The organism is Thermoplasmatales archaeon (assembly GCA_014361245.1).
In the GTDB taxonomy this organism is placed as follows: domain Archaea; phylum Thermoplasmatota; class E2; order UBA202; family JdFR-43; genus JACIWB01.
Window position 1 is genome coordinate 73,409 of record JACIWB010000001.1, and the last position, 16,207, is coordinate 89,615.

The 16,207-nt window shown below is 34.0% G+C and carries 7 protein-coding genes; 5 read left to right on the top strand and 2 right to left on the bottom strand.

Going from position 1 to position 16,207, the window contains the following annotated elements; translation table 11 throughout:
* Nucleotides 1–47: 47 nt before the first annotated feature.
* From H5T45_00405 to H5T45_00425, 5 genes are read left to right on the top strand one after another with little or no spacing between them, the layout of a single operon-like run.
* Entirely contained in the window at nucleotides 48–2,750 is a 2,703-nt protein-coding gene (locus H5T45_00405; GenBank protein ID MBC7128182.1) for a type IV pilin, read from the top strand.
* Between the two features lies 1 nt (nucleotide 2,751).
* On the top strand, nucleotides 2,752–7,359 hold the full coding sequence (locus tag H5T45_00410; protein MBC7128183.1) for a PKD domain-containing protein: 4,608 nt from the start codon (nucleotides 2,752–2,754) through the stop codon (nucleotides 7,357–7,359).
* Nucleotides 7,356–9,830, top strand: coding sequence for a PKD domain-containing protein (locus tag H5T45_00415; protein ID MBC7128184.1), 2,475 nt, complete (start codon nucleotides 7,356–7,358; stop codon nucleotides 9,828–9,830). The genes H5T45_00410 and H5T45_00415 overlap by 4 nt, the downstream gene beginning before the upstream one ends.
* Nucleotides 9,827–12,781, top strand: coding sequence for a tandem-95 repeat protein (locus H5T45_00420; protein ID MBC7128185.1), 2,955 nt, complete (start codon nucleotides 9,827–9,829; stop codon nucleotides 12,779–12,781). The genes H5T45_00415 and H5T45_00420 overlap by 4 nt, the downstream gene beginning before the upstream one ends.
* A 20-nt stretch (nucleotides 12,782–12,801) precedes the next feature.
* Complete coding sequence (locus H5T45_00425) at nucleotides 12,802–13,989, top strand: hypothetical protein (GenBank protein ID MBC7128186.1); 1,188 nt, start codon at nucleotides 12,802–12,804, stop codon at nucleotides 13,987–13,989.
* Here H5T45_00425 and lonB read toward each other — a convergent pair whose 3' ends face one another.
* A complete protein-coding gene (gene lonB, locus H5T45_00430; GenBank protein ID MBC7128187.1) occupies nucleotides 13,990–15,876 on the bottom strand; it encodes an ATP-dependent protease LonB in 1,887 nt (628 codons plus the stop codon). It abuts the gene before it with no gap.
* Between the two features lie 33 nt (nucleotides 15,877–15,909).
* The gene (locus H5T45_00435) at nucleotides 15,910–16,095 is read right to left on the bottom strand and encodes a cold shock domain-containing protein (GenBank protein MBC7128188.1); all 186 of its coding nucleotides are present in this window, start codon (nucleotides 16,093–16,095) and stop codon (nucleotides 15,910–15,912) included.
* Nucleotides 16,096–16,207 lie beyond the last annotated feature (112 nt).

Here is a 16,207-nt window from a genome sequence, read left to right on the forward strand (position 1 = left end):
TTGAAGACATTATATTGTTAGCAAAAAGTTAGCAAAATGGTGGAAAAATGAAAAAAGCAAAAATATTTGGGTTTGGGAATAGTGGGGTATCGGAAGTAGTTGGAACTATATTGCTTCTTGCAATCGCAATAAGCACATTCTCAGTTGTTGCAGTATATGTATTTTCAATAAATCAGCCAGAAAATACTCCAAATGTAACTCTCGTTGGATATGTAAATGAAATAGAGCATGTGGTAATAGAGCATAAGGGAGGAAAAAGCCTTGAATTGCAAAATTTGAGAATAGTTGTATGGAAAGGAGAAAAAAATAGCTCATCATTTTCTTTTGATGAGAACGAAGAAATGGGAGAAAATGCAAAATTTTTCAAGATTAATTCAAACCATAGATGGGAAATAGGGGAATATGTTGATATAAATGCTACCGCAGTGTTTGGAAATATAACATACTGGCAGATAAGTGCAGTTATAGTTGATAAGGAAAGCAATTCAATAATTTTTTCTGGAGTACTTCAACCAGGAGTAACAGATTATATAGTAAAGTCGGATGATGATCTGGAAAATGCCGCGGACTTTTCCTGGACGCCAAATCCAGCTTGCATCTATACTTATGTAAGATTTATTGATCAATCAAAATATTCACAATACATAATTTCATGGAATTGGGACTTAGGAGATGGGAATACAAGTAATGAACAAAATCCAACACATACTTATTCGAATCCATCAACATATAGAGTTACTCTGAATATAACATATCCTTCTTCAATAGTAGCTCCTGGAGTAAAAAATTGGGATACTTGTAGCAAAGATGTTTATGTATCGGATGTTCCTATAATAAATTATAGTCCAGGAATAGCAACAACTGGCGACCCATATACTTTTTCAGTAGAGGTAATTGATTCAGATGGTGTTTCAGCAGTATATGTTGAATACTGGTTTAACGGTGGCGCGCATACAAATGGAAGTATGGAGAAAAATGGAGATGTGTGGGAATATACAATAGATGTCCCGCTAAATAGTTTAGCTCCACTTTATTATATTATTTCCGCGGAGGATACTTATCATTTCTGGAACAATACTGGAACTTTAACAACTGAAGTAAAAGATAATGACCCACCAGAAATAGTTGATTATTCTCCTTCAAGCGGAACAACAGGCGATCCATATACATTTTTAGTAAATGTTACGGACAATATAGATAGCGGAGGCAGTATAGCAGTTTGGATAAACTGGGTTCATGGTTCAAAGGAGGGAAACAACTCCGCTAATTACATAGGCAATAACAATTACACCTTGACAATAAACTTAGACAATAACTCAATAAATAACATGCTCTACATCATTTGTGCTATAGATTCTTCTGGAAATGCAAATTCCACAAACCAGAAGAGTGTAACAGTTTCAGATAATGACCCCCCTATAATCACAGATTACAGCTCTCAATGGGCATTCTGGAATGATGATTATATTTTTAATGCTTCGGTAGTTGATAATATAGCGGTTGCTAATGTATATGTAACTTACTGGATAGATAATGGCTCACAAACAAATAACTCAATGAGTTTAACAGGAAACTATTACACATATACCTATCATATCACTGCAAGCGGAACTACTTTATACTACAAATTTTCTGCAAAAGATACATCTAATAATTGGGCAGAAACAGCAATTTTCAGCAGAACATTATATTGGGGACATGTATATAATGTAGATCAAGGCGAATGGTATAATGAAATATATGATGCAACAAAAGAGGCGAATCCAGGAGATACTATTTATGTATATCCAGGCACATATTATACACACGGAGGTGGTAATCAGGATATTGTTATAAATAAAAATGGTGTGGAACTAATAGGAGGAAGCTCACCTGATACCATAATATTGGTTAGCCAGCAGGACGGAATAACTGTTACTGCATCAAATGTTCTTATAAAAAATATTACCATGATTAAAAATTCAAATTCTCCACAAGGGAAAGAATTCAAAAAAGGAATTTATCTTAATGGAGCAAGTAATGTAACAATCGAAAATTGTAATATATCAGAAGCTGCCCAATCTGCTATTTATGTTACCGCAAGCCACGATATCCTTATAAATAACTGCACCCTATATAAGAACTTACAGCATGGGGTTTACATAGGCGGTGGCTCATATAATGTAAATGTTTCATCTACCCACATATATCAAAATTCAGAAAATGGAATTTTAATAGAGCAATCGAACAGCAATATTGTATATAACAACCAAATACATAATAACAGTAAAGGGGTGTATCTCTACAGAGCGCTTTATAATAACATAACTCAAAACAATATTTACTGGAATGATATAGGAATATCCCTACAGGGAACAAATCAGGAAAAAACCAAACTAAACATTATATATTCAAATACAATTCATCACAACCAGGATGGCATCTATTTTGTAGAATACTCAACAAATAATAATATTACTTATAATACAATTCATAATAACACTCGCCTCTCTTCCATAGGATATGGAATTCGAATAGTGTTTGCAACCAACAAAGAAAATAACCAAAATTATATTTATAAAAATAATCTAATAAACAATCAAGTAAATGGTTATGATGAATGTAACAATTACTGGGATAATGGAAGCTTTGGAAATTACTGGAGTGATTATACAGGAAGCGATGGAAATGGTGACGGAATAGGCGATACTCCTTATTCAATTCCTGGAGGAAACAATAAAGATAATTATCCTCTCATGAATCCGATATAATATGAGAAAGATAATAAAAAATAAATTTCTTTCATATGTTGTTACTGCGTTGTTACTGATTGTATCATTCCCAATAATTGGGACTATATATGGAAAAGCAGGTATAATCTATGTTGGAAACGGTGGTTTCACTAGTATTCAGCAAGCAATAAATTATGCTGGGAATGGAGACACAATATTTGTTTATTCTGGAATATATTACGAAAATATTTTCATAAATAAAAATATAAAACTGCTTGGAGAAAACAAGGATGATGTAATAATATATGGAAATGGGTTTGGGGATGTAATACATATTGAAGATTGTTCTGTGGAAATAAAAAATTTTACAATAATTAATAGTGGCGTGAATGAAGGAGATGCTGGAATAGAAATAAAATCAGCAAATAATTGTTACATTGGCGAAGTAGAGATAAAAAATAGCTATTACGGTGTTTATATAATTTCATCTGGGAATGTATTTATTCAAAAATCCTCGATAACAAACAACTATTACGGGATATATAGTATGTTTTCTTATAATATTACTATTTCCGAAAATGAAATATTTTACAACTACAGGGATGGAATTTACGCACAGGTTGTTGAAAATGGACAAATAATCCTTAATAAAATATCCGGCAATCTAAAAAATGGTTTATATCTAAGAGCCTCTAACAGCATCAATATAAAAGGTAATAATATATCTTCTTCTGAAAATGGTATTTGGCTTATTTTATCAGACGAAAATAGCTTGGAGAATAATGTTATTGCAGGAAATGATATTGGATTGAAAATTGATGGTAGCAGTAACAACACTATATTCCTAAACAACTTTTTTTCAAATTCTATTTTCAATGCCAGAGATGATTCATCAAATTTCTATGATAATGGAAGTGCAGGAAATTACTGGAGTGATTATACGGGAAGCGATGGAAATGGTGATGGAATAGGCGATACTCCTTATGCTATCCCGCCGGGAAATAATAGAGATTACCACCCTCTTATGAACCCCACCATTACGGATACAATTCCTCCAAGAATTGAAAGTATTAATATCCACCCTGTGGTGCAGGAATTAAATGGATACACCAATATAACTTCCATTGTTACAGATAATTTGGGGGTTGGGGATGTAAAGATAAATATAACTTTTCCAGATAGTACATCATTAGTTGCTGACATGAACCAAATCTTTGGTAGTGTTTATTTTTATGTGGTTAATTGCCCTATATATGGAAATTATAGCTTTTTCATCATTGCAAATGATTTATTTAATAATACAAACTCTTCTTTACTTTATAATTTTTCTGTTTCTCTTCCACAGGAGTTACCTAAAATATCAAATGTAAATGCCTTACCAAGCATACAGGAGTATCCAAAAACAGTAAATATATCTTGTTATGTGAATGATAATGTAGGCGTTGGAGATGTAAAAACAATAATAAAAAGAGATGATTTTTTAGTAGGAAATTATACAATGGAAAAAATAAGCACAGATGAGAATGGAAATGGTTTATACTGCTATTATTTTACTCCTCCATACATTTCTAACTATTCCTACTACATATGGGTTGAAGACATAAATTCAAACAAAAATAATTCATCCTATTACACTTTTTCAGTAGTTGATACAACCCCTCCTCAGATAAAAAATATTTCAATTTCTCCCGAAATAAAATTTGTAGGAGGGTATGTAAATATTTCATGCGAAATATACGATAATTATGCTGTAAATAATTCATTTGTTGAACTACATTTTCCTACTGGAGTAGTATCCAATATATCTATGAGTAAAATAAACAACACATTTTTTATAAATCAATCTTTAGTTATAAATGGAACATATGAATTTAAAATTTTAACAAGCGATTTTTGTAATAATTTTAACAATTCTTCAATTTATGAATTTTTTGTAACATTTCCCCCTATTGCAAACTTCACCTATGAGCCATTAAATCCAACAGATTTGGATATAATAACATTTAATGCTTCTTCAAGCTATGATTTGGATGGCTCCATTGTTAATTATACATGGCAATTTGGAGACGGAAGCATTGCTTATGGTGAGATTGCGGAGCATATCTATAGCAATGATGGAAATTACATAGTTAAGCTTACAGTATATGACAACGATGGAGCATACTCAAGCATTGAAAAAAATATTACTGTTTCAAATATAATTCCCTTTGCAAATTTCACATTTCAGCCAGAAAATCCGATAGTTGGCGAGGAAGTCAGTTTTTATGATTTATCAAGCGATGCGGATGGGAGCATAAAAATATGGGAATGGGATTTTGGGGATGGAACAAATTTATCTGGTGGAAAGGAAGAGCATAAAAATCCAAAGCATGTATATAGGAGAAATGGTATTTTCAATATAACTCTCACTGTTTATGATGATGACTACGCAAAAAATACAACAAGCAAGCAGATAGAAGTCATAGATATATACCCTCCTTCAATAGAAAATTTATCTGTCCATCCAAATCCTCAGGAAATAGGAAATGAAGTAAATATTTCATGTGACATTTTTGACGATGTTGAGGTCAGCGAAGCAAGAATAATCATAACCATGCCAAATGGAAGCCAAATAAATGAAAGCATGCTACTCGCGGAAAAATATTACTACAAAATTCAGTGCAATCAGGAGGGAAATCACACCTTCTTCATTTTTGCAAAGGACACGAGCAACAACTCCAACATCTCGCAAGCCCTTAACTTCACCATAATTGTGCCGCCTGAGCCGCCCCGCATAGAGAATGTGAGGTTGCAAAGTGTGCAGCAGTATGGCCTGCCGTTGAATATCTCATGCTATGTTTATGATAATATTGCGGTAAAGGAAACGAGGATAGTTTTTTCAGATGGCAATTTTTCAATGAGTGGAATTGTTGATGAGAAAGGAAACGGCATCTATTATTACAATTCAACATTTGATATGGGTTTGCATGCATTTTATATATATGCAGAAGATATAAATGGCTTCTTTAATATATCTACAAATTATTCATTTGAGATTATCGATACTCTGCTTCCGGAAATAAAAAATCTGATTTTTGAGGAAATCTGCCAGCCAGAAGAAGTTAATATATCATGCAATGTTTTTGATAATAGAGGAATAAAGGAAGTAAAGATAAATATAAGTGGAATTGAAAAAATTATGAATGGATACGGAAATCTATTTTATATAAATGAAAATCTATCAAGCGGAAACTATAGTTTTTACATAATTGCTGAAGATTTATCAAATAATAAAAATTCAACTTCCTATTACTCTTTCATTGTTACATATTTTCCAGTTGCAAATGATGATCATGCAATAACTGATGAAGACACTTCGATTTATATAGATATAACATCAAATGACTATGATATAGATGGAAGCATAAATGAAAGCAGTGTAACAATAACCCAGAATCCGTTTCATGGAAGCGTAAATGTTTATTCAAATGGAACAATTAAATATACTCCAGATGAAGATTATTACGGCATAGATTCATTCAAATATAAGGTAAAGGATAATAGCAATGCTTGGAGCAATGAAGCATGGGTAAATATTACAATAAACAGCATAAATGATGTTCCTGTTGCAGATTTTGAATGGGAACCACTGAATCCAAAAATTAATGATACAGTCTATTTCTTTGATTTAAGTTATGATTTGGATGGCTTCATTGTTAATTATACATGGGAATTTGGAGACGGAAACATAAGTTATGAAAAAAATTCAACTCATAGATATAATAGCGGAGGAAATTACATTGTGGTTTTAACTATAAAGGATAATGAAGGGAAGAATTCAACAATTTCGAAAGAAATTTACATAAGTGAAGAAATTTTGATTGCAAACTTTACAATATTGAATGAAAATCCTTGTTCAAAAGAAGAAATAAGTTTTTTTGATTTATCATATGGTGCAACTTCATGGCTATGGGATTTTGGAGATGGAAGCATAAGTTATGAAAAGAATCCAAAGCATGTTTATCAGATAGGAAGTTATTATAATGTAACCCTTACTATTTTTAATGGAAGCAGAAACGCAAGCATATCAAAAATCATACAGGTAGGAACAAAAATAGAAATAGTAAAAAACGAGAAAAATGTTGTTAATTATCTACCATGGTTTGGGAATGAAAAAAAAGCATCTGAAATTGCTGAAATTATAGGAGGTGAGATAATGCCAAATGGAAGTGTTATAAGCAAATGGAATGTAAGCAAGGGAGCATTTGATAGCTATATAGTTGGTATATCCCCTCCTTCTTATGATTTTATGGTTTATCCCTATGATGTAATTGTGCTGAGAGTTGCAGAAAGTGGATATTTTATAGAGGATGCATTTCCTGTAACAAGCAGAATTGTCAATGTTACAAAAAATGAAAATAATGTGGTAAATCATTTTTCATGGAGTGCTTTTTATTCTGTAAATGCTTCTCAAATTGCTGAAATTATAGGAAGTGAGATAATGCCAGATGGAAGCGTGATAAGCAAATGGAATGTAAGCAAGGGAGCATTTGATAGCTATATAGTTGGTATATCTCCTCCTTCTTATGATTTTATGGTTTATCCTGGAGATACAATTGTTTTAAGAGTCGCAATAAGTGGTGAATTTTTGATTGAGGTGATAAAATGAAGAAAATAGGAAGTATAATTGTGTGTGTGTTGCTGGCGATGGCGAGCATAAGCAGCGTTGGACTGGACCAGCCATTTCCAGTGTATGGGTATATAAAGGATTCTAAGGGAAATGCTGTTTCCTGGGCACAGGTAATTGTCAGAGATATAACGAGGGGTACACAGATAATTGTGAGCACAAATGAATATGGTTTTTATCAGGCGGAGCTCAGCAGCCTGGCGGAATGCCAGAATGGAGATGTTATAGAGATATACTGCTCTTATAACAATGAGGATAACAATAGAAGCTTTGTGCTTGATTTATCTCTTGCTTCAAAAAATGTTAGTTTCTCTCTTGTTGGCATACCATATGCAAAAACATTGAATGCAGAAAATATAACAAGTGGCTCCGCAAAATTAAATGGAGAGTTAATTTATCTAAATGATACTTCATGCCAAGTGTGGTTTGAATATGGGGAAACATTATCTTATGGATATTCGACATCAAAGATTACATATTATGGGCAAGCAAATTTTTCAGCAACAGTAAGCGGGCTTAAAGCTGATACAACCTATCATTTTAGGGTTGTTGCCAAAAACAGCAGAAAAACATTTTATGGAAACGATGTTACATTTAGGACATCTCCATCCCTGCCAGAAGTAACAACAAATGATGCAACAGATATTTCGTATAATTCAGCGACTTTAAATGGTTATTTGAACAAGGTAGGGGCGAGCAGTTGCGAAGTATGGTTTGTTTATGATAATGCTTCACATGATAAAATAGAGGATTACAGATATAATACTTCGCATATAATAAAGACATCTCCTTCCTCATTTTCTTCAACAATATCAAATCTTGAAGTAAATAAAACATATTATTTCAGGGCGATTGCCAAAAATAGCGAAGGAACTGTATTTGGAGAGGAAAAAAATTTTACAACAAGGGTTATTTTGCCATCTGTTTCAACAATTTCTGCTGAAAATATAACAAGCAACTCAGCATATCTTAAAGGGGAGTTAGAGGATAGAGGGGGAGATGAATATTGCCAAATATGGTTTGAATATGGAGAAAGCACTTCCTATGGATTTGCTACAAGCATTTTATCTATAAATAAAGATGAAGAATTTTTGATTAAGGTTGAAAATTTAACTCCAGGAAAAACATATCATTTCAGGGCTGTTGCAAGAAATAGCAAAGGAACTTCTTATGGAAGTGATAAAACATTCAAGACAAATTCTACAAAAGCAAGCATTGAAACTTCAATTTCAAATTATGCCATAATACTTACTGCAAATCTGGTTGATACAGGGGGCGAAATATGCTATGTTTGCTTTGAATATTGGAAGGAAGGAAATGAAACAATTTATAGAACAGAAGAAAAGGCACTCAACTCACCAGGAATTTTTAATGAAACCATCTCTGGCCTGGAAAGCAACACAAGATATTATTATAGGGCTGTTGTGAGGAATAGCCAGGGCACATCCTACGGCACAAACTTGTCTTTCACAACGAGCTCGGCGCCGCCAGCGCCCTCATTGGCGGGAGAAGATGCGCTTCCTTCTTTCAATAATGCAACGTTTCAATGCAATGTTTCTCTTGGAGCAAATGATTTCTGTTATCTATGGTTTGAGGTTTGGGACGGTGAAAAAATCTCATCTGAAGTTATGATTGTTGAGGAAAATTGCTCCTTAAATTATACGATTGAAGGGCTTGAAAGTGGAAGGGAATATAATTATAGGGCTGTTGCTGTTGGTTCAAACGGTGGAATAGCATATGGAGAAATTAAAAATTTTTTAACGCTTGAAAAAGAAAATCATCAGCCATATGTGAGTATTCTTTATCCAGAAAATAATTCGCTTGTAGATACCAACATTTCTTTAATGGCGGAAGTATATGATGAAGACAATGATTTGCTTATCGTAAAATTCCATATAAATGATGAAATTTTTATTTTAAATTCAAGAAATGGAGTTGTGAGCATCAACTTGTCTCTTGATTACGGAAAAAATTATTCATGGTTTGTAGAAGTTAGCGATGGGAAAATAAACGCTTCCTCGCCAATCCTTGTCTTTAGAACAAAAAGCGATATTTATGCGGATTTTATAACCTCTTTCATTTTAGAAAAAGAGTTGGCTTATTTCTACGATAATTCATCTGGTGAAATAGTTTCATGGCTATGGGATTTTGGAGATGGAAATGTGAGTTATGAAAGAAATGCAACACATGTATATGAAAAAGCAGGAGTTTATACTGTAAATCTAACAGTAAATGATTTATATGGAAAAAGCTCATCTAAGGAAAGGGAAATAAATGTTTTTTCAAGAGGAGATGCAAACATGGATGGAAAAATAAATGCTCTTGATATAACAAAAATAGAAAGAATAATTGCAGGAATTGATGAGGAAACAATTACGGCGGATTTGGACGGCAATGGAAAAATAAATGCGGAAGATTTAAATGAATTGATAAATAAGATACTGGGAATATGAAAAAATTAGTTATTCTTGCACTGCTTTTTATTCCAATTATTGCAAGAGGAGATGTCTTTATAGATGCTCCATCAGTTGTTTTAGTTGAAAATAACTTTTACTTATATGTAAATGTTGAAAATGTTGAAATGTTTAATTCAGCAGATTATTCAATTTTTTACAATTCGTCAATTTTTGCAGTTGAAGCAGTAGAGAACGGAAATATAAATGGGAGTGAGATAAACTGCAATTATTCAATAAAGGATGGGGAATGCAAAATTGTAAGCGACGCTTCTCTTAATCCTTTAAATGGCTCTGGTTACCTATCAAAAATTAAGTTTAGATGCATTGCAAGTGGCTTATCATATATATCAATTGAAGGAAACATGAGCGATTTCTATGGAAATGAAATAAATGTTTCATGGAATGGAAAAAATATAGTTGCTACACCTACTTGCCTTAAAATAGACGCACCAGATATTGCAAGTGGATATTTTTATGCTTTTATAAATATTTCAAATGTAAGTTTTTTAAATGCAACGAATTTTGAATTGATATTCGACAAATATTTTATAGAATTCATCGAGATTGAGAACGGCTCTATAGGAGGAGATGAAGTTTGTATCTATTTCAATGAATTTGCGGACGGAATAAAGATTGTTGCTCTTACAAATGCAAGCGGTAGCGGATGCATAGCAAAAATAAAATTTAGAGTAAAAAATTTAGGTAGCACAAATATCAATATATCAAATGCTACATTAAGCGGATTTTATGAAGAAATATCTCCATATATAATGAATAAAACAATTTTAATCTCCTCCCGCCCGCCAGTCGCAAATGATGATTATTATACAACAAATGAAGATATTATGCTTGTTGCAATTGCTCCTGGAGTTCTTGAAAATGATTATGATGCAGATGGAGATACCTTATCTGCAATTCTTGTTAGTGAGCCAAGCCATGGAAGCTTATCATTTAATTCAAATGGCTCATTTATCTATGCTCCTCAACCAAATTATTATGGGCAAGATAGCTTTACTTATAAAGCATATGATGGACAAGCGGATAGCAACATTGCAACAGTTTATATAAATATAACAGCGGTAAATGATGCCCCTTTTGCAGTTGATGATACAGCAAGCACAAGTGAAGATACACCTGTTTTGATAAATTTAACATCAAATGATTATGATATAGATGGAAGCATAGATTTAACAAGCATATCAATAACTCAAAATCCATCTCATGGAAGTTTAAATGTTTATTCAAATGGAACAATTAAATATACTCCAGATGAAGATTATTATGGCTCAGATTCATTCAAATATAAAGTAAAGGATAATGATGGAGCAGAAAGCAATGAAGCATGGGTAAATATTACAATAAATCTAGTAAACCATCCGCCAAATAAACCATCTTTAGTAAGCCCAGCAAATAATTCAGCTGATGTAAGCATAAATCAAACATTAACTGTTCATGTTGTTGATGTGGATGGAAATTCAATGAGTGTTAAATTCTATGGTCGCAAATTAGGAAACTCAACATGGCAACTGCTTGGCATAAATACAGGTGTAGGGAATAACACAGATACCTCCATAACATGGTATAATCTTGAATATGGCACAACATATGAATGGTATGCAGGTGCAAATGATAGCATCACTGAAAATTCATCAGATATATGGAGATTTACAACTCAATCATTTCCAACCGTAAATCATGCACCAGTTGCAAATGATGATTATTATTCAACAAATGAAGATATTATGCTTGTTGTAAATGCCCCTGGAGTTCTTGGAAACGATACCGATGCAGATGAAGATACCTTATCTGCAATTCTTGTTAGTGAACCAAGCCATGGAAGCTTAATCTTTAATTCAAATGGCTCATTTACCTATATTCCTAAATCAAATTACTATGGCTCGGATAGCTTTACTTATAAAGCATATGATGGACAAGCATATAGCAACATAGCAAAAGTTTATATTACAATAAATCCAGCAAATGACCCTCCTCAAAAGCCAGCATCGCCAAATCCAGCAAATGGGGCAACAAATGTTGGCATAAATGCAGTTTTATCATGGCAATGCATCGATGTTGATGGAGATGCTTTTTATGATGTTTATTTTGGAACTTCATCAAATCCACCAAAAGTGGCAACTGTTACAACAAAAAGCTATAATCCAGAATTAAGTTATGAAACAACTTATTACTGGCGAGTGGTTGCAAAAGATGGGCAATATGAGAATTCATCAGATACATGGAGTTTTACAACTATGTCATATATTCCTCCACCTCCTCCACCAGCCAATCAGCCGCCAACATGCTCATTGAATGCAAATATTAGCCAGGGATATGCTCCTCTTCATGTTAATTTTATAATGAATGCAAGCGACGATGGAAGCATAGCAAGCTGGGAGCTTGATGTAGATAATGATGGAATTGCTGAATATAATGGCTCTGGTCCTCCTCCTTCAACAAAGCAGCATGTCTATACAACGCCTGGAAATTATACAGCAAGGCTAATAGTTAGAGATGATAAGGGGGCAAGCGATGATACAGAAATAACAATAAGGGTTTTGCAAAATCATAAGCCAGTTGTAACAATTGTTAATCCATTTAGTGGCATTAAAATATCTGAAAATATACTGATTGAGGGATTTGCAAGCGATGAAGATGGAAATGATACAATACAAAGAGTAGAGATAAAAATTGATGGCGGGCAATGGCAGCCTGCGGAAGGCAAAAATTCATGGAGATATTTGCTTAATATAAGTGGAATAGGCGAAGGAGAGCATATAATTTATGCAAGAAGTTATGATGGAATAGATTATAGCGAGGAAAAATATATAGGAATAACTGTGGAAAAAATCAGGGAAGAGAAGAAATCCATATATCCCTACATTTTTATTTTGGTGGCAATCGTTATTGCAATAATATTTGTAATCAGAAAATATCGTAAAGTTATTTAATTGAGGTGATATATCAAATGATGCGTGATAAGGGACAGGTTGGAATTGTTGTTGCAATATTGCTTGTTGTTTTATTAGTTTCAGTTCTTGCAGTTATACAGCTCTACTATGTGCCAAGATGGATGGAGGAAAGAGAAGCCGAGCATATGGATGTTGTTGCAAATCAATTTGCAAATTTAAAATATGCTGTTGATTTAATAGCGATGGAAAAAATTTCCTCTCCTTTAACAACTTCGATAACGCTTGGAAGCAAGGAATTACCATATTTTCTTTCCTCCCGCTCTTTTGGCTCTATCCAGATTTTATCAAGCAGTATGAGCAATTTCGATTTTTCTTTAGAGATAGATGGATATGAATATGAAGAAAAAGAAAATGTATCATGCAGCAATACAAGCATATCAAATATAATTTCAATAAGTTCTCTTGAATTGAATATAAATAAGCTAAATATCGGTGACTATTACAATATCTCCTTTTCAGATAACTCATCAATATCTGTAAAGGTGGATGATTTCAACGATTATTGCAGAATTAATCTTACAGTAAAAAAAGAAAATACAACAATTTTAAATCAGACAATATTTTCAGGAATTGACAAGGGAAGCACATTTTTTATAAACTTAATGGATGAAGAATATGCATTTTCAACAAAGGTTTTACCCTATATAGCCAAGCCATTTAACGCAACATTTTCAGTTTCAAATGGTATTTTCAGTATAAGTTATGAGAGGTATAAAGAAGCTGAAAATTGCTCTTTTTCTCTTGGAACTTTAATATATCAGGCAGACAATGCCTACTTTGTTGACCAGAATTATATATATGAAGGAGGAGCCGTTTTTTTAAGCCAGCATGATGGAAACACAACCTTATTCTCCCCATCTATTGAGGTAGCAAATTCAAGTATTAATCTCACGCTCATTAATATTACACCAGTGCCGGGCAAGGCGGGGGCGGCGGGCTATGGCACATATCTGGTGAGGGTAAATTATTCGAGTTTTGAATCCTATAGATATTTTGGAAATATAACATTAAAAATTGTGAGCAATTATAATTATTCATGGAACAGATTTTTGAATAAGACATTTAACGAAAGCGGAATTAATTATGATTACGATTGGAACTCTGGAAAGTTTGAATTGAATGAAATAGAATTTGTATTAAATGTAGTAAAAATTTACGCTCAAGTTGGGCCGGGATGGGTTGAATAACTACTCAAAGGAAGCAAGTTTCTTTATCAATTCTTTCTTCTTTTTTCCAACAAGTGCATGCTCCAGAACTTCTTTAAGGGTTGAAACAGGTATAATTTCAATCATATCCCTATATTTATCTTCAATTAGCACATCCTGCAGATTTGCTTTTGGTATTATAACTTTTTTAATTCCAGCCTTTGCAGCCGCTTCAATTTTTGCAGTTACCCCTCCTACAGGCAATACTGTTCCATGAATGCTTAAGGAACCAGTCATTGCAACCTGCTGGCTTACAGGAACTCTTTCCATTGCAGAAATAACAGCCGTAGCAACTGATATTGAAGCGGAATCTCCTTCCACACCTTCATATGTTCCTATAAATTGGATATGAATATCTTTTTTCGATATATCCTCACCAATATATTTCTTTATTATTGCAGAAACATTCTGGACTGCTTCTCTTGCTATTATCCCAAGTTTGCCGGTAGCAACTACTTTTCCTTCAGCCTGCGAGCCAGCTGGGGTAACTTCTGCAGCTATAGGAAGAATCAAGCCAGAGTATTCACTCATCGACGGATCAGCAGACATTACAGCCAGCCCATTGACTATGCCAATTTTTGCTCCATCTGTCTCAAAATATTTGTATGCTTTCTTCTTCTCTATATATCTGTCCGCAACCTGTTGCTCAAGACTTCTTGCAATTTCCTTTGCCTTGATTACATGCTCCTGAGTAACAATATTTTTTCCTTCTTTTATTGCAATGTCGCCCGCAACTCTTATAAGCCCTCCTAGCTCACGAAGCCTTAATGAGAGCTTTCCCTTTTGCCCAGCCCTTCTTTGTGCCTCTCTTATTATCTCTGCAACCGCCTTCTTGTCAAAATGAGGAATTTTACCATCCTTTGCTACTTCCTGCGCAACAAATCTTATAAGTTTTTCTCTATTCTCTTCATTATCATCCATCACATTATTCATATAAACTTCGTATCCATATCCCCTTATCCTGCTCCTTAAAGCGGGATGCATACCCGCAACTGCATCAAGATTTCCAGCACAAACCAGAATGAAATCACAGGGAACCGGCTCAGTTTTAACCATTGCTCCAGCACTCCTTTCAGACTGGCCAGTTATAGAAAACTTCTTCTCCTGGATTGCGGTAAGCAAATGCTGCTGTGATTGCAAGCTCAATGTATTTATCTCATCAATATAAAGCACTCCTTTATGTGCCCTGTGAATTGCTCCCGCCTCTACCCTCAAGTGAGGAGGTGTTTCAAGCCCCCCTGCCTGAAAAGGGTCGTGGCGCACATCACCGAGCAGGGCGCCGGAATGGGCGGCGGTTGCATCAATGAATGGGGGGGTGTCATCTTTTGTATGAGAGACGAGTATTTTTGGTATGTTTGCCTCCTCTCTTCGCTGAATAATGCTTCCTCTGCCAGCTATTAGATAAATCATTGCAGCTGCTATCAGCCCGAAAAAGGCAAGGGTTATGTCATAATATATCGCCCCGAATATTGAGAGAATGATTATGAATGATACAATAAGGTTAACAAACTGGCTCTGCTGTTGCTCTCTCCTCCTCGCCTCAATCTTCATTTTTTCTACAATTTCCTTCCCTTTTTCAGCAGGGACAACTCTTATAAGAGGAGTGTTTGCATCGTCTTTATTTGGATATACCAGTATATCCTCAAGCTCTTCTTTTGGCAAAAATTCGGTCATTGCCCTCGCCAGCATTGATTTGCCAGTGCCAGGCTCGCCTATGAGCATCACATGCCTTTTCTGTCTTGCTGCCTGTCTTACAACTTCTACTACATGATCCTGCCCTATTACCTGGTCTATAAGCAATTTCGGAATACTTATTTCTGCTGTTGTGTTAAAATTTTTTGTTTCTATCCATTCATCTATTTGCAACATTTCTTGCTATAAAAAAATGTTCTATATAAAATTTTATATCAGCTCAACATTTACAGCTCTTTCTCCTTTATCCCCTTTCTTTATATCGAATTTTACTTTCTGTCCAACCTTTAATGGCTGGTTTCCTTTTACATCCGACTGATGCACAAAAACATCCTTTCTTCCTTCAACCTCTATAAATCCGTAAGAGGTTACCCATCTTTTAATTATTCCTTCCAATTTATCACCTTGCCTATAACACCTTCATGTATATAATGCTATTGGAAAAAAAATGGGCATGTAAAGTGCTTAAATTATTTCGTTCTTCTATTTTACCAAAGAGCATGGAGAA